General features: G+C 34.3%; 21 protein-coding genes. 8 read left to right on the top strand and 13 right to left on the bottom strand.

From position 1 onward, the window contains the following. Positions 1–54 precede the first annotated feature (54 nt). Both BM088_RS04095 and BM088_RS04090 read left to right on the top strand, forming a co-directional pair. Positions 55–5,808: a DUF4011 domain-containing protein gene (locus BM088_RS04095; RefSeq protein WP_091980234.1), complete on the top strand. Its 5,754-nt coding sequence runs from the start codon at positions 55–57 to the stop codon at positions 5,806–5,808. A gap of 11 nt (positions 5,809–5,819) precedes the next feature. Continuing rightward, entirely contained in the window at positions 5,820–7,664 is a 1,845-nt protein-coding gene (locus BM088_RS04090; protein ID WP_091980232.1) for a hypothetical protein, read from the top strand. A 231-nt stretch (positions 7,665–7,895) separates the two neighbouring features. Here BM088_RS04090 and BM088_RS27880 read toward each other — a convergent pair whose 3' ends face one another. Further along, a complete protein-coding gene (locus BM088_RS27880) occupies positions 7,896–8,018 on the bottom strand; it encodes a hypothetical protein (protein WP_281247139.1) in 123 nt (40 codons plus the stop codon). A 60-nt stretch (positions 8,019–8,078) separates the two neighbouring features. Between BM088_RS27880 and BM088_RS04085 the strand changes: the two genes are divergently transcribed. The 3 genes from BM088_RS04085 (at position 8,079) to BM088_RS04075 (ending at position 10,541) form a co-directional block, all read left to right on the top strand. Continuing rightward, positions 8,079–8,675: an NERD domain-containing protein gene (locus BM088_RS04085; RefSeq protein WP_091980230.1), complete on the top strand. Its 597-nt coding sequence runs from the start codon at positions 8,079–8,081 to the stop codon at positions 8,673–8,675. Positions 8,676–8,941: 266 nt separating this feature from the next. Then, a complete protein-coding gene (locus tag BM088_RS04080) occupies positions 8,942–9,973 on the top strand; it encodes an MBL fold metallo-hydrolase (protein ID WP_143085033.1) in 1,032 nt (343 codons plus the stop codon). A 46-nt stretch (positions 9,974–10,019) separates the two neighbouring features. After that, the gene (locus BM088_RS04075; protein WP_091980225.1) at positions 10,020–10,541 is read left to right on the top strand and encodes a P-loop NTPase family protein; all 522 of its coding nucleotides are present in this window, start codon (positions 10,020–10,022) and stop codon (positions 10,539–10,541) included. Between the two features lie 8 nt (positions 10,542–10,549). Here BM088_RS04075 and BM088_RS04070 read toward each other — a convergent pair whose 3' ends face one another. The 5 genes from BM088_RS04070 to BM088_RS04050 form a co-directional block, all read right to left on the bottom strand. Then, positions 10,550–10,939 carry a GNAT family N-acetyltransferase gene (locus BM088_RS04070; RefSeq protein ID WP_281247142.1) on the bottom strand — a complete coding sequence of 130 codons (390 nt, stop codon included), beginning with the start codon at positions 10,937–10,939 and terminating at the stop codon, positions 10,550–10,552. An 89-nt stretch (positions 10,940–11,028) separates the two neighbouring features. Further along, entirely contained in the window at positions 11,029–11,328 is a 300-nt protein-coding gene (locus tag BM088_RS04065) for a DUF1330 domain-containing protein (RefSeq protein WP_091980220.1), read from the bottom strand. A 20-nt stretch (positions 11,329–11,348) separates the two neighbouring features. Continuing rightward, positions 11,349–11,981, bottom strand: a complete 633-nt coding sequence (locus tag BM088_RS04060) for an NAD(P)H-dependent oxidoreductase (protein WP_091980218.1) — start codon at positions 11,979–11,981, stop codon at positions 11,349–11,351. 176 nt (positions 11,982–12,157) lie between these two features. Then, positions 12,158–13,183, bottom strand: coding sequence for a lytic murein transglycosylase (locus BM088_RS04055; protein ID WP_091980215.1), 1,026 nt, complete (start codon positions 13,181–13,183; stop codon positions 12,158–12,160). Positions 13,184–13,266: 83 nt separating this feature from the next. Next, complete coding sequence (locus tag BM088_RS04050; protein WP_091980213.1) at positions 13,267–14,157, bottom strand: LysR family transcriptional regulator; 891 nt, start codon at positions 14,155–14,157, stop codon at positions 13,267–13,269. A gap of 158 nt (positions 14,158–14,315) precedes the next feature. Here BM088_RS04050 and BM088_RS04045 point away from each other — a divergent pair, with 158 nt between their 5' ends. Beyond that, positions 14,316–15,815 (top strand): CoA-acylating methylmalonate-semialdehyde dehydrogenase, encoded by a 1,500-nt coding sequence (locus BM088_RS04045; protein WP_091980211.1) that lies wholly within the window; start codon positions 14,316–14,318, stop codon positions 15,813–15,815. A 142-nt stretch (positions 15,816–15,957) separates the two neighbouring features. On the opposite strand, the gene BM088_RS04040 is transcribed toward BM088_RS04045, so the two are convergent. Next, the gene (locus tag BM088_RS04040) at positions 15,958–17,775 is read right to left on the bottom strand and encodes a DUF2971 domain-containing protein (protein WP_091980209.1); all 1,818 of its coding nucleotides are present in this window, start codon (positions 17,773–17,775) and stop codon (positions 15,958–15,960) included. A gap of 228 nt (positions 17,776–18,003) precedes the next feature. Between BM088_RS04040 and BM088_RS04035 the strand changes: the two genes are divergently transcribed. Both BM088_RS04035 and BM088_RS04030 read left to right on the top strand, forming a co-directional pair. Then, complete coding sequence (locus BM088_RS04035; RefSeq protein WP_091980207.1) at positions 18,004–18,822, top strand: helix-turn-helix transcriptional regulator; 819 nt, start codon at positions 18,004–18,006, stop codon at positions 18,820–18,822. 92 nt (positions 18,823–18,914) lie between these two features. Continuing rightward, the gene (locus BM088_RS04030; protein WP_425439272.1) at positions 18,915–19,484 is read left to right on the top strand and encodes a YbhB/YbcL family Raf kinase inhibitor-like protein; all 570 of its coding nucleotides are present in this window, start codon (positions 18,915–18,917) and stop codon (positions 19,482–19,484) included. Positions 19,485–19,553: 69 nt separating this feature from the next. On the opposite strand, the gene BM088_RS04025 is transcribed toward BM088_RS04030, so the two are convergent. The 6 genes from BM088_RS04025 to BM088_RS04000 form a co-directional block, all read right to left on the bottom strand. Then, entirely contained in the window at positions 19,554–19,805 is a 252-nt protein-coding gene (locus BM088_RS04025) for a CDGSH iron-sulfur domain-containing protein (RefSeq protein ID WP_091980205.1), read from the bottom strand. A 154-nt stretch (positions 19,806–19,959) separates the two neighbouring features. Then, complete coding sequence (locus tag BM088_RS04020) at positions 19,960–22,518, bottom strand: efflux RND transporter permease subunit (protein WP_091980203.1); 2,559 nt, start codon at positions 22,516–22,518, stop codon at positions 19,960–19,962. 132 nt (positions 22,519–22,650) lie between these two features. Then, a complete protein-coding gene (locus BM088_RS04015; protein ID WP_091980575.1) occupies positions 22,651–23,145 on the bottom strand; it encodes a nitrous oxide reductase accessory protein NosL in 495 nt (164 codons plus the stop codon). Between the two features lie 8 nt (positions 23,146–23,153). After that, entirely contained in the window at positions 23,154–23,972 is an 819-nt protein-coding gene (locus tag BM088_RS04010; protein ID WP_091980571.1) for an ABC transporter permease, read from the bottom strand. Continuing rightward, positions 23,972–24,913 carry an ABC transporter ATP-binding protein gene (locus tag BM088_RS04005; RefSeq protein WP_091980201.1) on the bottom strand — a complete coding sequence of 314 codons (942 nt, stop codon included), beginning with the start codon at positions 24,911–24,913 and terminating at the stop codon, positions 23,972–23,974. The genes BM088_RS04010 and BM088_RS04005 overlap by 1 nt, the downstream gene beginning before the upstream one ends. Next, the gene (locus BM088_RS04000; protein ID WP_091980199.1) at positions 24,910–26,208 is read right to left on the bottom strand and encodes a nitrous oxide reductase family maturation protein NosD; all 1,299 of its coding nucleotides are present in this window, start codon (positions 26,206–26,208) and stop codon (positions 24,910–24,912) included. The genes BM088_RS04005 and BM088_RS04000 overlap by 4 nt, the downstream gene beginning before the upstream one ends. Between the last annotated feature and the right edge of the window lie 66 nt (positions 26,209–26,274).

Here is a 26,274-nt window from a genome sequence, read left to right as displayed (position 1 = left end):
GTTTAATTATAATTTGGCCACATTTTATTGGCTTTACATAAAGTAGGAAATTCAATGGAAAATTTAGGAATTAATGCAGAAATAGCTAAAGTGTACTCTTTTGCATTTCAACAAAATCAATATCCACTTATAACATCCCTTGAGTTGAATTCTTCTAAAGTAATTGCACCTGAAAATTCTCACATAAAACATACAAATTTAAAGCTTGTTTTAACTTCTGATCCAGAAGTGTTTTCTCCTGAAGAATGGCACGTGGACTCACTTGAGGCAGGTCATTCACTTTTATTACAGAAACGACTTTTAAAAATATCAAATGAATATTTAGATGCATTGACTGAGCAAATTGAAATTAATTTGAACTTCACCCTCTATAGTTCTGATGAAGTATTAGCAACACAATCGTACCAAACTAATCTACTGCCTAAAAATTTCTGGGGTGGCGAGGAACGTATGGCTGAGCTATTAGCCGCTTTTTCTACCCCTAACGCAAATTATATAGCGGAACTTGTAAAAAAAGCGTCCGATGTGATGAAATCCGCAGGGTACGAGTCCAAATTAGATGGCTATCAATCAGAAACGAGGGAAAGACCCTACTTGATGGCCGCAGCATTATGGAATGTGATCTCAAATGAATCTATAGCCTACGTTAACCCACCTGCTAGCTTCGCTTATGAAGGGCAACGTATTAGGTTACCAAATGACATTAAAACCCTTAAAACAGGTGCATGTTTAGATTTGTCTTTATTGTTTACAGCTTGTCTGGAGCACATAGGGCTAAATTCAATAATAGCCGTAACTGATGAACATGCGTGTTGTGGCCTTTGGTTAATCAATGAATGCTTTCCTTTATTGACTAATGACGACTCAATGGACATTCGTAAACGTATCGCATCTAAAGACATAGTGCTATTTGAAACTACTTTGGCGACTTCTGATTCACCTATTACTTTTGGTCAAGCAATAGAATATGCGGATCAGATAATCTCAGAGGAATCAGAAGATACATTTGTGTATGCAATAGATTTAACACAAGCAAGAAAAAGACAAATTAAGCCTATTCCGACCATTGGCGAAAGTAGTATTGAGATAGAAAACAATGAAGCAGAAACTACCATTCAAATTTTACCTGTTGCTCCAGCATTACCTCCAGTTAGAAAAGAAGAGCTTCCTATAACTGATACGCCAGATGGACGCGTTGAACAATGGCAAAGGAAACTACTGGATCTTACAAAACGAAATAGGTTATTAAATTTATCTAAAACTGCTGTAGCTATTAAGTTATTTTGCCCTGACATTGCATTATTAGAGGATGAATTAGCATCGAATCAAAGTTTTAATTTTATTACTGCTGGCGATACGCTTTATGCAAATGAAGCACGAGATAAGGAACTTTTTAAATTTAAAGTTGGAAATGACTTACAAACAGAGTTTGCAAAAGAACAATTAAAAAGTAATACCTTAATTGCCAACGACTCTTCTAAAAAACTAGAAAGAAATTTACTTTCTTTATACCGGAAAGCAAAAACTGACCTTGAAGAAGGTGGCTCTAATACACTTTTCCTTGCTGTTGGCATGCTCAAATGGAAGGAAACCCCTGACAGTGATAGAACTTATCAGGCACCACTAATCCTTTTACCTGCTGAGTTAAAAAGAAGTAGTGCGCGTTCTAAAATAAAAATTAAGCAACGAGATGGGGAAGAGCCTATTTTCAACGCTACTTTGATTGAGTTTTTACAAAACGATTATGAAGTTGATTTATCCCAATTTAACGAAGCATTACCAACAGATGAAAGCGGTATTGATGTAGATTTAATTTGGTCAGTTGTCAGAGACAAAATCAAAGATATCAAAGGATTTGAGGTTGTAGAAGAACTGACTTTAAGTACATTTTCATTCGCTAAATATTTAATGTGGAAAGACTTAAAAGACAGAGTTAACGATTTAAAGTCTAACCCCTTTGTTGAACATTTAGTCGAACATCCACAAAAAACGTATGAACAAGATGTTCAATTTGAAGATCAAAATAATATCGATAATACGTTAAAACCTTCAGATGTTTTTGCACCATTAAATGCTGATAGCTCTCAGTTAGTTGCTATAGATGCCTCTACAAAAAACCAAGATTTTGTTCTGGAAGGTCCACCAGGTACTGGTAAGTCCGAAACGATAGCAAATATTATTTGCCATAACCTAGCTAAAGGTAAAAAAGTTCTATTTGTGGCAGAAAAAATGGCTGCATTAAACGTTGTGTATAGCCGCCTTCATAAGATTGGTTTAGATCACTTATGCTTAGAGCTTCATAGTAATAAAGCCAATAAACGAGCAATATTAGAGCAACTGAAAAAATCATGGACCACACGAGAAACGGCTTCTAGTAGTGAATGGAATGAGAATGCAGATAAACTGTTTAACATACGGAAAAGTTTAAATGCATACGTTAATGAACTTCATCAAGAATCGGCCTTAGGCATAACCCCAAGGCAAGCTATATCGAGATATGTTAGGTATAAAGATATAACAAAGGTAGATCTAGGTTGGGGGCACTCTTATGAAAACTCTCCTGTTGGCTCAAAGGAAGATTTGAAAGATTTATATGAAACAGCTAAAACACTAGGCTTAGCCTTTTCAGATATAGAGGATTTAAACCTTTCAGATATTTCCATTGTTCAAAATACTGACTGGTCAAATGCTTGGCAATCAGAATTAATTTCAACCATTAAAACAGTGAGAAACTCATCACTAGTAATGAGCAAACACTTTGGAGAGTTGGTTGAGTTATTACAATTAGCAGATTTAAATGAATACAACGAAAACTATGCAGAAATATATGATTTAGTCATCTTCCTAATTAAACAAAAAGACACTCGACTAAGCTTTATTTATAAGCCAAGTGCTAGAGATGAGTTAGAAAAGCTAAATTCATTAGCCGAATTTAAAGCAGTAATAGATGAACAAGTGAGAAGTTCGAAATTAACATTCTCACTAGAAACAATATCTAATTACCCTACCTCAGATTGGCTTACATCACTTAAAATAGCACAACAAAAAATTTGGCCGTTGAAATGGTTTGCCAAAAGAAAAGTCATAAAAACGTTAAGTGCTGTTGGTGTGCATGGTGAAATAACACTTGAAGAATTATCATTATTAGATGAAATCAATCGTACAGCTAAAAAAGTTACTGAGAATATTAGTGACTTCGAACAAGATAAAATATGGCAAGGTTGGGATACTTCTAGTGAGCAATTAACTTCTAAATATCAAGAATCTAAGGGATTGTTTGATATCACCAGAAAAATAGCAGGAAGGCTCTCCAATCCCTCAGCACTTATTAATAATTTAAATGAGAAAGTTGTAGAAAACTTTGAATTCTACCTGTCATCGGCTTTAGCTATGGCCTGTGATAATTATTCAAAAAGCTATACTGAATTTAAAAATGATATTGATATTTTCATTACTCTTGGAGGGGATGTTCCAGCGGGTAAAACTATAGCTGAATTTATCCACTCTTGTGATGAAGTTATTGCCTTAGAGCCAAAAATAAATGCTTGGTGTAATTGGCTTGAAGCTAAAAAGGTGGCAAGCAATAAAGGTCTCCATAATGTTATTACATGTTTGGAAGGTCGAGAAATCAAAGGCGAAGATACAGTTCACCAAACAACTAATGCAGTATGTGCTTGGTTAGCGCCTATTCTTATTGACCGCTCTGATGCTTTAAGGACTTTTAGAACATCACAGCATGAAAATTTGATTGAAGAATTTAGGGATCTTGATGAATTAGTCGCAAAAACTACAGCGGAGTATATTTCTTCGATAGTTGCCTCTGGTACACCTGATCCAAATTCGCCACAATCTCCTTCTGAGTATGGAGTTCTTTCTAGAGAATTTAATAAAAAAAGTAATCATAAACCTATCAGGCAACTGATTAATGAAATGGGTGAAAACCTGCTTCACCTTACACCATGTTTTATGATGTCACCGCTTTCTGTTTCTCAGTTTTTACCAGCACACTTTAATGCTTTTGATTTAGTAGTTTTTGATGAAGCCTCTCAAATAACAGTTTGGGATGCTGTTGGAACTATTGCCAGAGGTAAAAATGTTATTATTGTTGGCGATCCTAAACAGATGCCACCAACCAATTTCTTCTCAAAAAGCAGCACAGACGATTTAACTGATGAAGCAGATCTAGAAAGTATTTTAGATCAGGCATTATCAGCACGATTACCGCACCACCGCTTAACTGGTCATTATCGAAGCCGTCATGAAAGCTTAATTGCCTTTTCAAACAGTCACTATTATGAAAATTCTTTAGTAACATTCCCTTGTGCTGAAACTAAAGAAAGTGCTGTCAGCCTGCACAAAGTAGATGGGTTGTATGCAAAAGGAAAAGAGCGAAATAATATTAAAGAAGCTAATGCTGTTGCTGATTATATTGTTGAAAGATTATCGGATAAACGTAAGAAATACACTATTGGTGTTGTTACGTTAAATTCAGAGCAGCAGAGGTGTATAGAAGATTGCTTAGATGATCGTAGACGCAAGCATCCTCATCTAGAGCCATTTTTCCAAGGTAATAAAAATTACGATCCTATCTTTATTAAAAACCTAGAGTCCGTACAAGGTGATGAGCGAGACATTATCATTCTAAGCCTAGGGTATGGGCTTGTAGAGCCTTTAGCCAAAACAATGAGTATGAATTTTGGGCCTCTTAATAAACAAGGTGGAGAAAGACGTCTAAATGTTGCAATTACTAGGGCGACCACTGAAATACATGTATTCGCAAGCTTTGATTATACAATGATCGATTTAAGCCGAACCAGCGCTCTTGCAGTGAAGCACCTTAAATACTTTTTGGAGTACGCAGAAAAAGGTCCTATTGCACTGCCTGAAACCGCAGAAGCAAACTACGGAGTTGACCAATTTGACAGTTATTTTGAGGAAAGCGTAGCTTTCGCCTTAAGAGAAAAAGGTTGGATAGTACAAACTCAAATAGGCGTCAGTAAATTTAGAATCGATCTCGGAGTTATTCATCCTGATAAACCCGGTCAATTTTTGGCTGGAATAGAATGTGATGGCGCAACCTATCATGGCTCGCCTGCCGCAAGGGATAGAGATCGTGTAAGGCATTTAATATTAGAAAATCTTGGTTGGAAATTATTACGAATATGGTCAACTGATTACTTTATTGATGAAAATTCAATTATAGAAAGAATCCATGACCAACTAAATGAACTCTTAGCTTTAGATTTAGCTCAAGAAGAAGAGGAAGACGAGTTAGAAGATATAACTCTAATTGAACCAGAAGAGATCGAAGAAGAAACTAGTCTGACAAGTATTAATCCTGATAAGTATTTCCATGATAGTTACAAAGTGGCTTTAGAGGGTATGGCTAAAGAAATTTTACATGAGAAAAGTGCAATTTCTCTGCATGAGTTGGCATCTGATATTGGCTGGAAGCACAATTTAGCAAGAACAACTAAAAAACAACTCGACCATATCGAATCAATTATTAGCCCTTGGGCGGGAATTTCGAAACACCACTCTGGAGAAGTAACCGTATGGAAATCAACAGATGATATTGAAGATTTGGTGCAGTGGCGTGGTGTAAATGCCTTTGGTATCCCTAGAGAGTGGAATACTATCGCTTACCCTGAAAGGCTTGGTTTGGTACAAGATGCTTTAGAAAAATCGCCCAATGACCCCGTTGATCATATTTTTAACGAGTTCAGTTTAAACAGGCGAACTAAGAACACTACAAATAAGTTTGAGTCTTGGGTGCAGGAATATCAAACATCAATAGTAAATAATTAGGGATAACTTTTATGAAACTCAATCAAGTTCTTTCATCTATCAATCAAGTAGAAAAATCCAAATTTATCTCTTGTTTGGATAAATTATGCTCAGGTGCTATGCACGATGACAAGCAATTAGCAAAATCTGTTAGTAAAATTGATGGCCAAATTAAAAATGCGTCTGGTAGTGAAATTACTGCTTTATTTTCCTTAGTATCATCATATTTCAAAAAGGAAATACAAGATCAAATTGCTATGTCTGGTGCGCAAATTGGCTTGTTAATTAACATTCTAACAAGGGATGGTAATAGCATTGCCAGAACATCTTGGATTGAGACGTTATACAACAAAGAATGGAGCAACTTAAAAAAATCATCAAAAGAGCTGCAAGTAGAAATTGACTCAAGTGAAAACTCAGATGAATTCGATAGAGGAATGCAACTAAGCATTTATCGAGACTGCTTAAAAGTAGCATTTCTCAATGATGAAAAAATAAATCGTGAAGCCAAAATAACTGATGATGAAAGAAGTATTCTCAATGTATTGGCTGATAGATTAAATATTTCAATGGATGAAGCGTCAGCAATAGAGCATATTATTGACCCAGTACCACAAAACAATGCGTTAGATGGCTTAAATGTCCTTAGAGAAATGGGGGTTTTATTTATTAACCGTAAACGCTCGGAAGTATTTGTTGCTGATGAGGTCGTTGCTATTCTGAATGAATTACAAGGTAAAGAACTGGCTGACAAACATACCTTGCGTATTCTTCGTAGCTTAAGTGATGCAGAACTTTCAAATATATTGAAACACTATGGAAAGAAAGTACGAGGTATTGAAAGAACAGAGAAAATTCACGAAATCATCCATTCTCGTGTTGCTATTCGTCACATATTACATCGTGATATTTTTGGTTCAAATGAAACTCAAAACCAAAGAAAAGAAAGACTTAAAGCTTTGATAACTGACTTAGATTTGAGTGTGGATAAAATCGGAACAACACTTGGCGATAGAATAGATGTCATCATCAATACGCTAAATAAATCTGCTAATGATGAGTTTGAAGCGCTGAGTGCTGCTGGCTTTAAAGAACTATATTCAACCTTGCAAATCCACTTTCCAAAGCTAGAAAAATTATTAAAAAGTGAATTTGAACTTGAGGATTCTGAAGAGCTTGATACAGATAAACTTCGAGCATTAAGCATAACCCCTGTTGATATTTTATATTTGTTAAGTAATGACCAAATTAAAGTTGTACGAGACAAGATGTCGTTATCAAAAAGAGGTAATGCTCGTCAGTTGATTTTAGAATCTTTTGCAAATGCTAATGATAAGTTAATCGAAAACTATCCAGCACTTGCCAAAAGAAATTTAGCAAGCTTAAAATCTGCTGGTATTGAAATAGCAGAAGCTGAAATTGGCGTTAAGTTTGAAGAAATAACTAAAGAAATATTTGAAACATTAAACCTTGTTGTTGATGAGGATATTCGTAAGGTTATTAATACTGCTAAAGATAAAGCAGATATTATTATTTCGTTAAGCGATAACGATGTAATTATTGGGGAAGCTAAAACCTGTAAAAATGGTGACTTCGCCAAATACTCTACAACATCGCGCCAAGTTAAAGCATACGTAACTAGATGCGAAAATCAAGGTAAACGAGTTGCACAAGTATTAATTATAGCGCCAAGTTTCTCTAATGACTTTGTTGAAAGTGCTGAAATGGATACCGAAGTCAATATTTCGTTGCTTGAAGCACAGGGGCTAAAGCTTATTTATGATGCTTTCAAAGCTAGACGTCATCCTAAATTTTCTGCAAGGCTATTAACTAAGGGGGGTTTGCTAAAAGCAGAATTAATAGCAAAGAATATTTAATAATTATTAAAAAAAATGCCTGTTGAACATCTTCAAAAGGCATGTTTTTATCTGGTAAATTTGGCTAAAAACCAATATTCCTTGAGAGATTAAAATGAAATGGATTTTTATTGGTTTGGTGATGATTGTGTTGCCTGCTCAGGCAGCACAACAATACACTGAATCCTCGTGTATATTGCTCAAACAGCAAGTTAATGACTATAAACAAAGACTAGGAACAAACTCCTCTCTCTATACCCAAACATGATCAAATTTTGATACTAATTGCCAGAACCCCATAACAGCTAAATCTAGTAATGTTGTTTTACTTTCTAATGAACAAGTACAGTCTTCAACAAAAGCAGTACCAATCAAAATTGAGTCAGTGCCTCTGCGAAAAGTATCATCAACACCATCACAACCTGTGCCTAGTCAATCAAGCCCATTCACTCATCTTGCCAAAACGCAAATGCCAATGTTTTTATTATTATTTTTTGGTTTAATGGCGCTTTATTATTTCAAGAAAAACTACCAGAAATTAAAGGCCGAATTGGTGAGAAATATGTAAGAAAAGGTTTGATCAAGTACTTAGATGTAGCGAAACATACCATTATCAATGATGTAACCTTACCGCTAGAAGATGGTGGCACGACACAAATTGACCATATCCTTGTATCTAATTTTGGCGCTTTTGTTATCGAGACAAAAAACTTGAGTGGTTGGATATTTGGTAGCGAGCACCAAGCCAAATGGACACAGACTATTCATCGTTCAAAATACCCATTTCAGAACCCATTAAGACAAAACTACAAACACACTAAAACGTTGGTACACTTGCTTGATATACCACATGAGCTATTTCACTCTGTAGTGGTATTTACGCCAAACTCAGAGCTAAAAACAAAGATGCCAAACAATGTTGGTCATTTGAAAGAAATGATGCTTTATATCAAGTCTTTCAATGAGGAAGTATCTGATAATCAAACTAAATTAGAGATAATAAACCTTGTTGAAAGTATAAAGTTGCAGTAAGGTAGAGCAACAAATAAATAGCACGTAAAATATCTAAAAGAAGAGCACAAGGGTAACGTTGCTATCTAACGGCTTTCCTTTTTTAATTTAGGTTTTAATAAAAAAAAACAAGCTTTTAACTGTATACTAATCTCTAGTTAAATAATGTCGTCACAAAATAAGAAATAAAATCGATAAGAGGGAATTTAATGTCTTTTCTAAAACTATTGCTGTTAAAATTTTAAAGCCTACTTTACTGGCTTTTTTGGGCAGGTCCTAAAGCTATATTGGTAGCATTTAAAAAAGGAATAATAGCAACATGTTGGGCTGTTCTAAGATGTTTCGAGCGGCCTGTAACTACAAATTCTTCTAAGCTTCCTGATCTATGTCCGACAGATGATGCAAAGTATGTTGACTCTTATATAGATATGCTAAACGAAACCCTTATTAATAGAGAGCAAACGGTTCGAGAAATTGCTTTAACCTCACCTTATTCTGGCGGTAAAAGTTCTCTTCTAAATACCTATATAAGGAAGACTCCATTTCTAAAGTTTACATCCATATCGTTAGCATCATTTAAAGATCTGTCGCAAGGAGTTGTGGTTGATTCACCTGACGAGAACACTGCAATAATAGCTGGCGCAAATGGTAGTAATATTAATTTGGAAGCCTCACATGCACGAGAAGATCTCAGTAAAATAGAAAATAGTAAAGAATTACTGTCTAAAGTGACTCATTGCTTAATAACGCACTGTCAAAAAGGACACTTTGATCATTTAGATAGGGCAGGGAGTAAATGGCTCAAAGAAAATAACATCCCTGTTTTTTGCTCATTACAGGATGCTAAATTTATATCTAATAAAGGCATTAATGTGAGTATATTAGATGAAAATGTTAAAAATGATTTTCTTAATGGTTCAATAGACTTGATACCTTGTTTGCATGGGAAAGGTTTGATTGGTAAATTAATGGCGCATGGGTTTGGTTATTATATTCAACTTAAAAATGAACCGAGTTTATATATTACCGGAGATACGCGCTTAACAAGCGAAATATCAGGTTTTATAATGGATAAGCAACCTGAAAACATAGTATTACCTGCTGGTGGCGCACGTTTTGATTTAGGTGATGATATTATTATGGATATAGAAGAAGCATTAAAAGTTGCTGAGATCTCAAAAGGTAATATAATTGCTAATCATTTAGAAGCACTCGATCATTGCCCAGTTACAAGAAGTGATCTTAACAAATCAGTTAAAATACAAAATCTAGAAAAACGTTTTTTCATTCCACAAGATGGTGAAAGCATTATTTTATAAATAGCTTTATAAGTTGTATTTAGACTGTTATTAAAAGGAGTTTAATTTGAAAAAAATAATTATATTTGGAAACTCAGGCTCAGGTAAGTCAACCTTAGCAAAAAAGCTATGTTCAGATAATAACTTAGCTCACTTAGACTTAGATTTAATTGCCTGGGTGACAACCTCACTAGGTATGCCACAAAGAATGTCTTTAAGTGACTCTAAACGTAAAATAGATAACTTTATTGATAAAAACAATCATAAAGGCTGGGTGATTGAAGGTTGTTATGCTGATTTATTAGCAATAGTGGATGCAAACGAAGCAATTTATATGGACTTGCCAATTGGGTTATGTGTCGAAAATGCTAAAAATCGTCCATGGGAAGCACATAAATATGAAACTAAAAAAGCACAAGATGATAATTTAGATATGTTGATAAATTGGATACAGGATTACGATAAACGCCGAGATACCTTCTCAAAATTGGCACATACAGAGTTATTTGAGCAATTTAATGGTGATAAAGTTAGGTGTTTGACCAATTTAGAAGAAGGTTTTATCGAGCGACAATTTGAAAAAGAGTGAATTAAACCTCAATCAGGCTCAAGATAAATCTCCATAGGTATATCTTTAATGCCCTTTCTAATACGCACCTCTGACACAGGTGTAAAACCTAATTTTAGATAAATTTTTTGTGCGTTTAAGGCTGAGTTTACCGTAAAATAACCTGTATTTCCTTGTGTAATACTATTGTTGGCAGCTAGGAGCCATAATCTTTTTGCTAAACCTTTCCCTTGATATGTATCCGATACAAATAAGTGAAACAAGTGGCTATTATCTCGTATAGCAATAACTGCCATTATTTTGCTTTGATCTTCACACACTAGGTACTGGTAATTTGTATCTATATATCTTTGTATTGATTCAACAGACATAGACTGCATAAGTAATTTTATACCTGCTTGAGTGCAGTCAGGTGCGATATATTTTTTAGCAAGAGCAGTAATGAGTTCACTGATCCCACTCGCATCCTCAATATTTGCTTGTCTTATTTTAATATTCTTCTTTATATTTATACTTTGGTATAGCTAGACAAAATAGTGGCAGTGGATACTGACTTTTCAAAAAATTTATTTTTTACTGCAAGATATTCAGGATTTGAAAAAAAATTTTCCATTGCCGTTTTATCGGTAAAATAAATGGTAAATACGCGGTTAATATCATTATTTTCAGTTGGCACTAAGGTTTCTGATACTTTGAAGTCAGAACTAAACCCACCACCATATTGTACTAAAATTGGTTTCATGGCTACGCGGTAAGCTGTGTATATTTCATCATCAGTAACATTTAAACCCACTAGCATTTCATACATGAGATATTCCTTATAAATATTTATTGACCAAAAGGGTGGATTTTAGATAATTCAACAAGTTCTTTTCTGACGGTTTTTAATTGTTTTGCATACAAAGTTAACGCAGTAAGTCCGGTTAATACTCTAGATTGAACTTGGTTATAACGCGAATCATTATTAGGAGCCCAGTCAGTTGCTAAAAAGGTGTCGACATTTTGAATGATTGCATGCAGCGGCAACCAGGTTAAGTGGGTGTTTTTTGCAGCATAGGCTTTTAGTAAAGAGATAGGGTTACTACCCCCTGATGATGTTGAAATACCAATTGCAAATGCAGGTTTATGCCCAAGTGGTAAGCCATTTGCAGAGCCATTAGCGCATAGCAGTAATAAATTGACGAGAGCAGGAGGGATCATGCCTCCCCATTCTGGTACAACAAATACAACCGCATCACACTTGTATAACTGGCTCAATACGTCTTCTTTATTTTGGTTTAACTCACGTTTATCTTCTTTTTCAACACCATAATTATCAAGTAAAAAAGGGTACTGTGATAAATCTAAAATAGAAGAATCAATATCAGGAAGATTATTAAGCACATTAAGTTTAATAAAATTTGAAGCCTTTAAACTATTTGAGTGCGCTCTTTGACTCGCACTAATTATGAGTATTTTCATAAATCCTTTTTCTTTTTATTTGAGCAATAAAATATTAGAAATTGATATTGGCTGGACAAAGCCAGGTGATTGTTATTGGATTAGATAATACAGCTGAGTATTCCTTAATATGACTTATCATAATCTCACGATGAATTTAGTTTATAAAAAAGCGAGCCTGAACCCGCCTTTTTGATCTAAAATTTAAATCTATCTGCTAATAAACCAATTGTTAGGGCGTAACTATTAGCGCAGTTATATCGTAAAATAGTGCGGTAATTATCGTATGTTAAAAATGCTTGTCCATTTTCACCATCAGGTAATATCAGTGTTGCTTTTAAATTTACATCCGGTAAATCTTTATTATTTAAACGACGAATACCATAATCATTCCACTGTTTAAGGGATAATTTATTTGTATGTGTACGAAGTGCACGACAACCCTTTTCTGGTTTTTCAGCTTTAACTTGGGTTAACCATGATTGTGCATCTTCAGGCAAAGTAACTGGGCGGCCCCATGTTTGTTGGTCGTTCCAGCCATAATGTTTTAAATAATTTGCAATTGACGCAAAAACATCGGCTTTGTTATGCCAAATATCTTTTTTACCATCACCGTCAAAATCTTGTGCAAATCTGAGGAAGCTTGATGGCATAAATTGCCCTTGCCCCATAGCGCCACTCCAAGAGCCTTTCATATCTTTAAGTGCAATATGACCTTCATCTAGAATTATTAATGCATTAAATAACTCTTTTCTAAAATATGCTGCACGGCGTTTATCATAAGCAAGTGTTGCCAATGAACGTATGATGTCATTATTACCTGTAAAGTTGCCGTAATTAGTTTCTAAACCCCAAAACGAGAGAATAAATCTTGGCTGAACGCCATAAGCTTTACCAACTTCTTTTAATAAGTCACCGTATTGCTTTTGCATTTTAGCGCCTGTTTTTATGCGCCATGCTGATAAGCGTTTTTTACTATAATTTGCAAAGGTACGCTTAAACTCAGGTTGTGCTCTATCGCTTTTAATTGCCTTAGGGTAAAGTTTTAAATCAGTTAAGGCTGCTGTAATTATTTTGTTTGATATGCCTTTTTCTTTTGCTTCAATTTTTAAATTAACAAGCCATTGGTCAAAGGGTACTTCTTGTGCTGATACACAAAAGCTTGTCGCTGTATTGATAGAAAGTGAAAGTAGCCCTACTGAGATTAATTTTGATAATTTCATAATATAAATGCCTTTAATAAGTTAAAATCAAATTGCTACGGCGATAACAATTTATAAATGCTTAAAATTTATTGCTCAAGTATTTATTGACCAAGTAATAAAGGTTTAGCCTGTAATGTGGCTTCTTTTAAATGTTGCCAAAGCTTATTGACTCTAGCTAAACGTTTTCGTTCAATGGGTGCTGCCATCCAAAAACTTCTAATAATGTTTATTTCATTTTCAAGAACCGGTACTAAGTTGTTTGCATTTGATGCTAAAAAACAGGGTAAAATAGCCAGACCTAAGCCATTTTGAACTGCTTTATATTGTGCTATAACACTGGTGCTTCTAAATACAGGTTTAACTTTTTCTAAATACCTATCAAGATAACAAAGCTGGTCGCTAAATATTAGGTCATCAACATATCCTATCGTTGCATGATTTGAAAGATCAGATAAGCAGTTTATATCCGTATTTTTTTCAAGGTAGTCCTTACTTGCATACATTTTAAGCCGATAATCACATAACTTTGTCACCACCAATGATTTGTTTTCTGGTTTTTCGATTGTAACGGCTAAATCTGCTTCATACTGAGTTAATTTTACTAATCTTTGCAGTGGTAACAAATCGATTGAAATATATTTATGTGTGTTATGAAAAGCGGTGAGTTGTTCAGTTATAAAATAACTACCAAATGCATCTGTTGTTCCAATTCTAATATTGCCTTTATTTTCTAAATTTTTGCCTTGCAAAATATCAAGGGTTGCAACTGTTTTTTGTTCAATCTCTAATGCCGTGGTGAGTAACTCATGGCCATGTTCGGTTAATAAGTGGCCTGTTACACTTCGGTCAAAAAGTTGCGTTCCAAGTTCATTTTCTAATTTATGAATTCGCCTTGAAACCGTGGATGGATCAATATTTAAACGTTTTGATGCCATAGTTAAAGTTTCGCTTCTAGCGACTTCTAAAAATACTTTTAAGTCATCCCAGTTCATAATAATAATTTAATAAATTCATCCTTTGCATATATGCAAGGCTGCCTTGCGCTGAGGTCTCTTGTCAAGTATATTCATTCGCTCTATGCTATTTAAAATTATTTTTTACAAATTTACTTTAAATTTTAAAAAATCTAGCGAAAAGATAAGGAAAGACAATGTCAGTACGCCGCGTTCCAATGATCCTAAATGGTGAAAAAATTGAATCAACTTCTGGGAAATGGGTTGATGTTTTAAACCCTGCAACACAAGAAGTTGTTGCTCAGGTACCATTTGCCACAATTGAAGAAGTCGATGCTGCCATTGAAAATGCACATGAAGCGTTTCAAACGTGGAAATTAGTGCCGCTTGGTAAACGTATGCGCATCATGCTTAAACTTCAAAATCTTATTCGTGAAAATACAACTAAATTAGCTGAAATGATCACGCTTGAACATGGTAAAACATTACCAGATGCTGAAGGTGAAGTAGCACGTGGTTTAGAGGTAGTTGAACATGCATGTTCAATAACCACTTTACAAATGGGTGAAATGGCCAATAACGTAGCGGGTAATGTTGATGTACATACTTTACAAAAACCGCTAGGTGTTGGTGCAGGTATTACGGCATTTAATTTTCCAATTATGCTTCCGTGTTTTATGTTCCCATTAGCACTTGCAACGGGTAATACATTTGTTTTAAAACCTTCTGAGCAAGACCCATCTTCATCGGTATTTTTAGTTGAGTTAGCACTAGAAGCAGGTATTCCACCAGGCGTATTGAATGTTGTTCATGGTGGCCCTGATGTGGCAAATCGTTTATGTGATCATCCTTTAATTAAAGCTGTGTCATTTATTGGTTCTACTCATGTAGGTCAACATATTTATGAACGAGCCAGTCAACACGGCAAACGTGCACAGTCTATGGTAGGTGCAAAAAATCACGCAATCGTGATGCCTGATTGTGATAAAGACCAAGCAATCAATAATATTTTAGGTGCTGCTTATGGTGCTGCTGGTCAACGTTGTATGGCAAACTCAGTTGTTATTTTAGTGGGAGAAACGCGTAGTTGGGTTGATGAAATTGCGACACGTAGCCATGAAATGAAAATTGGACCTGGCACTGATCGTACAGCTGACTTAGGCCCTGTAGTCAATCCGCAAGCTAAAGAGCGTATTATTAAACTTATTAACTCTGGTGTTGAACAAGGTGCAACTTTATTAGTGGATGGCCGTGATTGTGTGGTTGAAGGTTACGAAAAAGGTAACTTTGTTGGTCCTACCATGTTCACTGATGTTAAAACTGATATGGATATTTATACGCAGGAAATCTTTGGTCCTGCGTTATTGATATTAGAAGCCGAAACATTTGAAGATGCGATAAAACTTATTAACGATAATCCATTTGGTAATGGTGCTTCAATATTCACTAATTCTGGTTATTATGCACGTCGTTTTGAAAATGAAGCAGATGCAGGCCAATTAGGTATTAATTTACCAATTCCAGTGCCTGTTGCTTACTTTAGCTTTACGGGTTCTCGAGGTTCTAAATTAGGTGATTTAGGCCCTAATGGTAAACAAGCTATTTCATTCTGGACACAAACTAAAACAGTATCAACACGTTGGTTTGCACCAGATCATCAAGCAGGTGAAGTAAATACAACGATTTCTATGAAATAAATCTCGTTTTTCAGACAATTTAATATTGATACTTACTTAAGTATCAATTATTCAAAATTTAGTACTGCCCATAAAAAACCGCTAATTTAGCGGTTTTTTTATTTTATAAATTTTAGGTATTGAATTAGATTACGTAACGTACTCACCGATATTTTACAGTCGAATATTCAACATTTGTATTATTGGCAAAACCATTTTTATTTAGTCGGTATCTTAGGTTCCACAAAGCGATATGAGGTTCCGGTACTTTTGGACCTATTACAATTTTTGTATTTTCGCCTAAAAACAAAAACGGGTTTGTTTCACAATAAAGTCTACCAGGGTTGCGCTCATCCATTTTAACTTCGTTAAGTGGCATGGTTTGAAATGCTCTTACTTCTCGCTCGGTAGAATATTGTTCATCTTTATATAAATACATCACTTCCATCAATACCGCATATAAAATATGATTGACTTCAGTCTTTATTTTAGGTACTGCAGATTCTAATGCTTTTTCAATATTTAAAAGGGCTAAATTTAATTCTCGAATTGTTTTTTTCTTACTTTTATCATCATATTTCACTTCAAATAATAGTGGCTTAGTTGTATCTAAGTGTTTTTCTGTTTTATCTTTAATAGAATTAAAACTTTGTTTTAATGTCGGATTTCTATGCAGGTGAAAAGCATTCACAGAAGCATTTTCAAAAGTATCATCGTCTTCTTGTTTGTCAAAATACGTCACAATGCAAAAACCATTTCCATCGTTAGCATAAGCACGCCAAAGATCTAATCTATCTGAAGAGTGTGTAAATGAAACTGAATAAACAGACGGGAGAGTCTCTATAACGCTATTGTATTTTAAACTATCACGATAATTAAATATTTTTTCTAATAGTGGACAGGCGTTATTGGTATTATTGATTACGTTTGATAGTGCAAGGCCTTCATTAGGATCATTCATATAATCTACATGATATAGCCTTAATAAATTTGTATTTTTATTTTGCTCTAAAGGTAAAAGGCTCTCAATTGCAGGCCATGTTGTAAAATGAGATAAAGGGTCACTTCCATTATAAATATGTCTTTTTTTAATAATACGTATTGTGTTATCTAAAGTAATAAAAGCATCATTTAACGCAATAGAAAACTTATGTTTTTGAAGTAAATCTATAGCTAACTTATTGGGTAAATTGTATTTTGCTTGCTCATAACCTAATTCAAATGATTGCTTAAATAGACTAAAAGCTTTTTTATCATTTTTTTTAACGCCAGTTCCATTTTTATATAGATTAGCTAAATTATAAAGGCCATACTCATTGTCTTGCTTCGCCGAAAGTGTATACCATTTTAAAGCTAAATTTATATCTTTCTTAATTTTACCCTGACCATTTTCAAACATGACACCTAAATTATTTTGAGACTCAGCACATCCTTGCTTTGCAGCTAATGTGTAAAATTTAGTCGCAATATTTAAGTTTTTTGTAATACCTTCTCCTTCATCATACATCCATGCTAAATTAAATTGTGCATCAGGCTGGCCTTGTTCAGCAGATAGCGTATATAGTGCTATGGCTTTTTTTAAATCTACTTCAACACCTTCGCCATTTGCATACATATTTGCTAAGTTATTCTGAGCGTCTCTATGTCCTTGTTCGGCAGATAGCGTATATAGTGCTATGGCTTTTTTTAAATCTACTTCAACACCTTCGCCATTTGCATACATATTTGCTAAGTTATTCTGAGCGTCTTTATCTCCTTGTTCGGCAGATAGTGTATATAGTGCTATGGCTTTTTTTAAATCTACTTCAACACCTTCGCCATTTTCATACATTCTAGCTAGTTTAAATTGAGAGAGTGGGTTACCTTGCTCTGCTAGTTGGGCTAATATGCTAGATGCTTTACTTAAATCTTTTGGCACACCATTACCCTCGAGAAACATAATAGCTTGCTCTAGGGTTTCGTTTGATTCCATTGTACCCATTTAGTTTAATCCTTTTTTCACTATTTTTTTGTAAACTGCTATTTATTTAAAAATTTTATATTATTCAAAAAATTAAACAACTGATTTAAATCATGTAATAATAACTTGTTTCATAAGCGAAAAGTCTTTTGAATATTTTCAATTGATAATTCAACCCAAGCCTTAAATGACCTAATGTTTTAGGTGTATTTTGCTTATAAATTAATAGACTCTAAATTTAAATGAACTATGAATCATCTGATAAATGTCATTAAAAATACTGTTGCACATAATCATTCACTTCCATTTTCCGTTTATTCTTCTATTAAAGAACAAAAGTTATTGAATGTTCCTGTGGTTAAACCTGTGTTTATTGCAGTACTTGATGGTAATAAAAAGCTAAGTCAAGGAAGTGAAATTACGTGTAATGCGGGGGATTTTATTTTTTTGTCTGCAAATCCCGCAATAAATATGCGTAATATTCCAAAAGAAAATGAATATTTTGCTTTGTTGATTGATTTTGATTATCAAGATTTTGCAGGGCTTGAAATTCAATCGACTAATCAAAAACATTTTTGTGTAGGGAAAATAACACAAACATTGGAAAAGTGCTTACAGCAATTCATTGAGTGGTCTTGCTGGGCACCTCAAGAACTTTGGTCTTTACGCAGAAAAGAGATATTACAGATATTGTATTATTTAGGTTATACAGAAATTTTATCTATGGCTGTTAATCCAAATATTACACAAAGACTACATGCTATTCTAACAAAGTTGATTGTAAAACAAAGCTCACAAGAGATAACAATGGAGTATATTTGCCAACAACTAGCAATGAGTGAGTCTACCTTAAGGCGTAAATTGAAAAGTGAAGGTACCACAATACAAGATATAAAAGATCAGGTAAAACTGGGGTTAGGTTTACATTTGTTGCAAACAACACTTGATCCTATTGGTATGATAGCCCAAAAAAGTGGATATTATTCGCAATCGAAATTTACCGAGCGCTTTAAAAGGCGTTTTGGTTTAACACCTTCAGAACTCAGAAAAACAAGAATGGCGGGTTAGGGCGAATGTTTGACAGTTTTTGGACTATATATAAAATTGTCTAAGACTAAAATATAGCTTCGTTTAATAATTTACAACAGCAGGTTACTTTTTTGAAAAACAACATCGTTAAGTCACTTCCACTTATTTCTATTTTATATCTAGGGCTTTTTAGCAGTGTTTCAGCTGGCTCTTTTGAGTTATCTAGTCAAGATATTAGTCATGGAGAATTGATGTCTAAAACACATGAGTTTAATGGCTTTGGCTGTTCGGGTTCTGATTTATCACCACATCTTAAATGGTCAGGTGCACCTAAAGGCACTAAAAGTTTTGCTATAACAGCTTATGATCCTGATGCGCCAACAGGTAGTGGCTGGTGGCATTGGCAAATAGTTAATATTTCGAATAACATTAATGAAGTTATTACAGGGGCTGGCAACATAACAAAAGATCTTGCACCTAAAGGAAGTAATCAAATAATAAATGATTATGGCATTAGAGGTTTCGGAGGTGCTTGTCCTCCATCGGGGCATGGCATACACCATTATCGTTTTACCGTACACGCACTGTCAGTAGAAAAACTTGAAATTCCACCGAGCGCCTCAGGGGCATTAGCTGGGTATATGATTAATGCAAATACACTCGAATCACGCACGATTGAATCTTTGTATAAACGTGATTAGCTGAAAACATAGTAAGATGCTGGTCATTGGCATCTTATTAAAAAATAAATCAATTACATTATTTTATAGTCAGGATTTTAAATTTAGTTTTTTATGGGAGCCATCACATAAAGGTGCTTTTTTAGTCGACTTACAATTACAAAAATATAGTGTTTGTGTTTTTTCGGCTTTAAAAAGTACAGGTCTAAAATCAGTTTGACCATGAGAACCATCACAAAATGGTTGTTTCTTGCTTAAACCACACGCACACCACATATAGGCTTGACCAGATTCAACCTCAATGGCTAAAGGCGTGCTACCAGCTACTTTAGGTTCTGACATTACATTCTCGAAATGATTTTAAATAGATAGACTAATATTAGACCAAAATATATAGGCAAAATTAAAAAGGATTTGAAATGGCTGCACGGGACTTAAAGATTAAGTGAGGCACTCCGAGTATAAATATACTCGGAAAAAATGTGCTGACGGATGATTATTCATTCAGTAATTCTTGTTTACTTGAAAGAAGGTTATTAGAGTTAGCTTGTCCAAGAGGTTCAAATTTTATCAGTAATAAAGGGAGTAATGTGAGATTGGCAATTAAAGCCACTAACATAGAAAAACCTGTCAATACACCAAAATAAATTGAAGGCATAAAGTTAGATAAAATGAGTATTGAAAAACCAAGCGTGATAGTGATTGAGGTATAATACATGGCTCGCCCTATACTGCTATGACTTTTGATCATGGCCTGTTGATAATCACCATATAATTTAAACTCCTGTTTAAATCGGTGCACATAATGAATGGAATTATCAACTGCAATGCCGACACAAATAGACGCGATAGTAATTGTCATCATATCGAGTGGAATATTAAACCAGCCCATAATGCTTAAAACCATGCCTGCTGCAACTAAGTTAGGGATCAAGGTAATAAGAGATAAAGTTAAATTTTTATAAAGTAAAATAAACATGATTAAAATACTAAAAAATACCATACCTAAGGTTAATATTTGAGAGCTGAATAGACTTTTTAGCATATTATTATATAAAACTAACATGCCAGTGAATTGTATTTGCTCATCTTTTAATGAAAACTCTTCCATAAGACCTTGTTTTATGTCCTTTAATAACTCATCCCTTTTAAGGTTTTTATCTGACTCAAATACTCGAATACTAAAACGAATTTGATTACCATCTTCAGATAAATAAGGGTCAAATAATACTGACTTAACTGAATCGGGTAATTTTGAGTAAATAAGCGACAATTTAAAGTTATCTGTTTTAGTTTCGGGTTCAATATCGTTTATCAAGGTCATGCCTGATGCTAATGATAATATTTTGCCTGTTTGAGGTAAGCTTTCTAAAAAACTATGGTAACGTGAAATTTCTTCTAACATTGTAGGGTTAAACCAATAACTTGCAGTTATGCCTGTGGGTTTATCATGTTCGAGTTCTGTTAGGTCATCTTCTTCAAAACCAAGTTCGTCAAAAAAGTCATCATCAGTTTCGTTTTTGATTACCTCGACTGGAATGTCTTTGGGTGCATTGATCACAACATCAAGTGGCGTTGTGCCCCCTAACTCCTTATCAATTAATGACATGCCTTGGTGTATTTCTGTTGACTCTTTAAAGTAATCAATAAATCGATTTTCAACCGACAGATATTTAAAACCCAAAATACTAAAACTAATAATAATCACATACGACGTTAATACTGGTACTTGAGACTTCACGAGTTTATGAGCTACCGACAAAGTTAGCTGTTCAGTAAAGTTTTTTTGATTAACTGCCTTTCCTGGTTTCAATAACATTAGTGATGCTGGAAATAAGGTAAAAGCCATTATAAATGCAATGAGAACACCGATTGTCATCATCCATCCAAAATCAATGACAGGGCGTATATCACTGACAATTAAAGAGCCAAAAGCAACGATAGTTGTTGCTGTAGTAAAGAGGCAGGGTATAAATTTTTTTTGCATTGCTTTTGAGACTAAAGTTATTTGAGGTGCTTTTGGATATTTCCAATGTAACTCTTGATATCTGACAATTAAATGAATTGTTAAAGAGAGTGTTAAGATCAGCATTAAGGAAATAAAGTTTGATGATACAACTGTAACAGGCCAATTTACAAAGCCTAAAAATCCAACCATATTTATACCCGAAACAATACAGCATAATAGTGGTAAAACAACCCAGCGTACTCTAGCAAAAGCTATCGCTAAAGTAACAATAATAAATAACACCACAATAAAGCCAAAATTAATTAAATCATGTCGAATAAAGGCAATTGAATCAGAGGTGATCATTGGCACGCCGCCTAAATGAAGTTGTGCAACTGGGCTATGCTTTTGCATCACAGTTCTGACATCTTCAATTAAAGTTGCTTGTTTTTTTTGCATCACTTTTAAATGATTTGAATATAAGCTATTGATAATCTTAAATTGTTTTTGGTATTTTTTTTTGAGGGGGTCTTCTTGTATTTGTTGTTGAAGTTGGGCACGTTTAGTTTGCAATATTTGATAGTCAGCATCTGGTTTTATATAAAGTAAAAATGCTGTTGTTTTGCTATTACTGCTAATTAATAAATTTTTAAAAAGGGGGCTAATAAGTAATTCTTTTTTTGCCATGTTGATATTAGTTTTAGGGTCAAGCAAAGTTGGAATATGATTTTGAAGAGACTTTAAAGTGACTGGCGGACTATTAATCAAAGGGACTGTTAAAATACTGATTATTGAGTCTAACTGAGGTATTTGAGCAAGTTCATCCGACATTTTTACTAAATCGTCTAAGGTTGAATTATCAAATAAGTCTTTATTAGGTGTATATGTCATGATCAAAAAGTCGTCTGAGCCGTATTGCTTTTTGATTTGGCGGTAAAAATTAAGTGCATTGTCATTTTCAAGTACTAAGGTATCGCCTGAAGCATCTAATCTAAAGTGCTTAATTTGCATGGCAAAAAAAACAGTGATTAATAAAACGACCAAGCACACTCGCTTAGGTTTACTTAAAATTATGCGCTTATACATACTTGCTAGGTTAAAAAACATCACCATCCTTAATTTTGCTTTTTTAATAGTGATAAGTATGACAGTAAATAAAAAAAGGACTAAATTTGTTTATTGAAAAAACAAAAAAACCTGAATTTATTTAAAACTCAGGTTTTTTATAAATATATTTAATTAAATTACATCAATTGTGATCTCGTTAAAGCGGTATATTTTTCCGCCAAATTCTTTACTAAAAGCTGAGGCATCTTTTTCCTTGCTAAAACTTGCAATTGTTTCACCCATAGCACCATTTTTACTCGAACCTATGATAAACCATGCATCTGTGGCATTAATAAAAAACTCATTACTGGGTTTTTGCCAGGGGGTTTTACTCATATCATGTACATATACTTCTTTCACCTGTCGAATGTTTTCTGGTTGTAATAAAAAACCAAATAAGTCTCGGGTAGAGCAAAATTTATGAGATATGTCAGATGTTTTATTAAATAGCTGGCCTTTGGGACCAGGAAAACCACTAATAATCATACCGCATAAATGACACCCATCAGCACTTTCTATGGCAACAGCTTGACGTATGACTTGTTGTTCGTTTTCACCACAGCCTGTGAGGTTAATTGTCATTAAGGTTAAAAAAGCAATACTGGTTATTTTAATCATTTTTCTCATAATTGGGCTCATAAAGTTTTTTTCTTAAAAATAATTGAGGCGATTGATAGTGGTATTAAAATCCATCCTGCCATAATTAATGTGAGTGTCATCGGGGATAAGCTTGAATTAATCGCAACAGCGAGTACACCATTGACGTCTGATGTATCAAGTGCGCTTAGATTGATTAATCTAAATAAATCAGCAGGGTTGAACATCATAATTTGAACTAATAAGTTTTGTGATAACCCATCTTCAATGCCCACTAATATGCCTAATAAAGCTAAATCGAATACTAAAACAAAAAAGAACCAAATCATTAAAGCAATACCGGCAGCTTTAGACTTTTCATTTACTGATAAACTGATCACATATGCAATTGCCGTAAAACATAAACCTAGTAACGTTGCGGTAAGAATAAATAAACCAAAAGACGAGAATATATTTTGCACATCACTTGTTATAAATAAGAGTATGGCAGCACTGCCAAAACCTAAGCAAGTTGCCAATGTGATAATCGCGCCTTGTCCTAGAAACTTACCTAATAATAATTGTTTATGGCTTAAAGGGTAGGTGAGAAGTAGCAATAATGTACCTGACTCTTGCTCTCCTACAAAACTATCGTAACTGAGCAATAAAGCAATTAAAGGTATTAAAAATACAGCTAAACTTGATAAACTTGCGATTGTGGATGAGATAGAAATAGTGCCAATTTGACCTGAAGCTATAGAGCCATAGTAACTTAATCCTAATGATAAAATAGCAAAAATTAAGGTAATCGAAATTAACCAACGGTTACGAAGGCCATCTTGAAACTCTTTTAAGGCAACAGCAAAAATAGGGTGCATCATAACTGTGTTCCTTGTTTTGTTACGTTTTTTTGTTGGTCATGTTTATTTAAATAATGCTGATATAACTGCTCTAACGTTGGCGCATCAAGATGAATATCTGTAATATTGTCATAAGCTAATAAATGCTTTAAAACTGATATTTTATTCTGCTCTGGTACTTGTAATTGACTATTCTCAGAAGTATTTTTGATTAAATGTAAATTGAGCTTAGGATCATCTAATACAGCGCCATTCAAACCATGAGCTGCAATATTAACTGGTAAATCAGCTTGATTGCGTAAGTCATTTAAAGTGCCCAGCGCTTGCATTTTTCCCCCAGCTAAAATCATTGCCCTATCGATATGTTGTTCAACACCAGGTAAAACATGGGAGCATAAAATAACACTTGCACCCTTGCTTTTTAGATTATCGACACTCAAGTAGAACTCTTTGGTTGCAATAGGGTCGAGTCCTACCGTTGGTTCGTCTAATAATAATAATTTAGGTTCACCTAAAAATGCTTGGGCTAACCCTAAGCGTTGACGCATGCCTTTAGAATAGGTTTTAACTGGACGATTTATTGCGTGTGTTAAGCCTACTTGCTCTAATAATTGTTTTACTTGGGGTTTTGGAGATGTTTTCAATCTGGCGAAATAAGTTAAAACTTCAAGGCCAGTTAAGTGATCGTAAAAGCTGACATTTTCAGGTAAATAACCAATTTTTTTACGACTATGCCATGCTTGTTTTGACTGAGGGGCAACGTCAAAAACATTTACTGAACCTGATGATGCTTCAATAACTCCCAAGATAAGTTTCATCATGGTGGTTTTACCTGCACCATTGTGACCAAACAAACCTAATACTTCACCCGCTTTAAGATCTAAATTTATATTTTGTAAAACATCCAATCCATTGTAATTTTTGCCTAATTCTTTCAGTGAAACAATGATGTCTTTCATAGTATTACCTTAACTTCTGGCTGGTATCTTTGAGGTTGTTGAATTAGCGGAAAGCTATCCTTCACGCCGGTAGGTTTTAAAACTGGGAATTGTTTTTGTACAAATCGTAATAATAAAATAGCAGGACTATCGAGTAATACTTTTGCTTCAGGGTATTGCCATATAATCTTGTCTATAGAATCATTTGGTTCAAAAGGTGTATCGCCAGATCCATTATTATCTAAATCCCAGCCTAAATAATTACTCCAAAAGTTTCCTTTGCCATCTTTACTCCATTCTTCTTCACGATTTACGACGTATTTCACTTGTATTGGATTGTTTATAAAGCTGTTCCCATACACTTTTGTTTTTTCAGAACCCGCGGTTAAATGAATACCTATTTCAGCGGTATCAATTAAATTACCGCTGATAGTATTGTATCCAGAGTTGTAAACAAATAAGCCTTTTCCTTCGCGTCCCATGACTTTATTTTCAGGTTTAGTCCATACATTTTGAACGATATTGTTTGTAAAAGTCGAAGCGGTAATAAAGTTGAGTAGAAAACCGTAATCTTCGCTATCTCGCGTTTTATTTCCTGAGATTTCTAAGCGACGAGAACTCATTAATGCATAACCTGCACGAGTATTGTATGCACTATTATTTTTAACTTTGTTATCGTGTGAATACATATAATGTATGCCATAACGTAATTGATGCATGGTGTTTTGCTCAATCAAGTTATGTTGACTTGCAATGATGTAAATCCCATCTCGTACTTTAGCAACATCATTGTTATAAACATGGGCGTGTTGCACACTTGATAATTGTATGCCGTTTCCCCTATCGGCTGAACGTAAATTTAAATTCCCCCTAATTTTATTATGATGAATTTTGACTTGTTGCGATTTTTGTAGCCATATTCCAAAGCCGTCACCTGCTAAATTATTATTATTTAGGGTGATGTTAGTTGATTTTTTTTCAGAATAGATCCCAGCATTTTGTTCTGTGAGGTCGTCACCCCAATTTTTAATAGTAAGACCACTAATCGTAATATTGCTATGCTCAAGTGTAAGTGCTGAGCCTTTGCCTTGTGCATCTACTATGACTGGTGCACTGTTTTTATCACTTGCCTTAAGTGTAATACTCTGTGTGATCACAAAGTTACCTTTATATGTGCCTTCAGTGAGTTGTACAAGATCACCAGAGACAGCCTGACTTAAAATACTTTGTAAGTTTTGATCTGATGTTACAACAATTGTTTTCGCCAAAACATTTGATGCTAACATCAACAAAGTCAGTGAGAATAATTTAAGCATCGACTATTCATCCCTTTACTCAGTTGTAAGTGCTGAGCTAACAGCACTTTGTATATAAATATTAAG

This window comes from Pseudoalteromonas denitrificans DSM 6059, from assembly GCF_900112265.1.
Classification (GTDB): domain Bacteria; phylum Pseudomonadota; class Gammaproteobacteria; order Enterobacterales; family Alteromonadaceae; genus Pseudoalteromonas; species Pseudoalteromonas denitrificans.
Note: the sequence above shows the minus strand (reverse complement) of the source record. Positions and strands in the feature narration are given on the sequence as shown.

Excerpts from the sequence above, each read along its gene's own strand:
- BM088_RS04095 (WP_091980234.1), top strand. The coding sequence starts at position 55 with ATGGAAAATTTAGGAATTAATGCAGAAATAGCTAAAGTGTACTCTTTT.
- BM088_RS04090 (WP_091980232.1), top strand. The coding sequence starts at position 5,820 with ATGAAACTCAATCAAGTTCTTTCATCTATCAATCAAGTAGAAAAATCC.
- BM088_RS04065 (WP_091980220.1), bottom strand. The coding sequence starts at position 11,328 with ATGTATGAAATGCTAGTGGGTTTAAATGTTACTGATGATGAAATATAC.
- BM088_RS04060 (WP_091980218.1), bottom strand. The coding sequence starts at position 11,981 with ATGAAAATACTCATAATTAGTGCGAGTCAAAGAGCGCACTCAAATAGT.
- BM088_RS04055 (WP_091980215.1), bottom strand. The coding sequence starts at position 13,183 with ATGAAATTATCAAAATTAATCTCAGTAGGGCTACTTTCACTTTCTATC.
- BM088_RS04050 (WP_091980213.1), bottom strand. The coding sequence starts at position 14,157 with ATGAACTGGGATGACTTAAAAGTATTTTTAGAAGTCGCTAGAAGCGAA.
- BM088_RS04045 (WP_091980211.1), top strand. The coding sequence starts at position 14,316 with ATGTCAGTACGCCGCGTTCCAATGATCCTAAATGGTGAAAAAATTGAA.
- BM088_RS04040 (WP_091980209.1), bottom strand. The coding sequence starts at position 17,775 with ATGGGTACAATGGAATCAAACGAAACCCTAGAGCAAGCTATTATGTTT.
- BM088_RS04035 (WP_091980207.1), top strand. The coding sequence starts at position 18,004 with ATGAATCATCTGATAAATGTCATTAAAAATACTGTTGCACATAATCAT.
- BM088_RS04025 (WP_091980205.1), bottom strand. The coding sequence starts at position 19,805 with ATGTCAGAACCTAAAGTAGCTGGTAGCACGCCTTTAGCCATTGAGGTT.
- BM088_RS04020 (WP_091980203.1), bottom strand. The coding sequence starts at position 22,518 with ATGTTTTTTAACCTAGCAAGTATGTATAAGCGCATAATTTTAAGTAAA.
- BM088_RS04015 (WP_091980575.1), bottom strand. The coding sequence starts at position 23,145 with ATGAGAAAAATGATTAAAATAACCAGTATTGCTTTTTTAACCTTAATG.
- BM088_RS04010 (WP_091980571.1), bottom strand. The coding sequence starts at position 23,972 with ATGCACCCTATTTTTGCTGTTGCCTTAAAAGAGTTTCAAGATGGCCTT.
- BM088_RS04005 (WP_091980201.1), bottom strand. The coding sequence starts at position 24,913 with ATGAAAGACATCATTGTTTCACTGAAAGAATTAGGCAAAAATTACAAT.
- BM088_RS04000 (WP_091980199.1), bottom strand. The coding sequence starts at position 26,208 with ATGCTTAAATTATTCTCACTGACTTTGTTGATGTTAGCATCAAATGTT.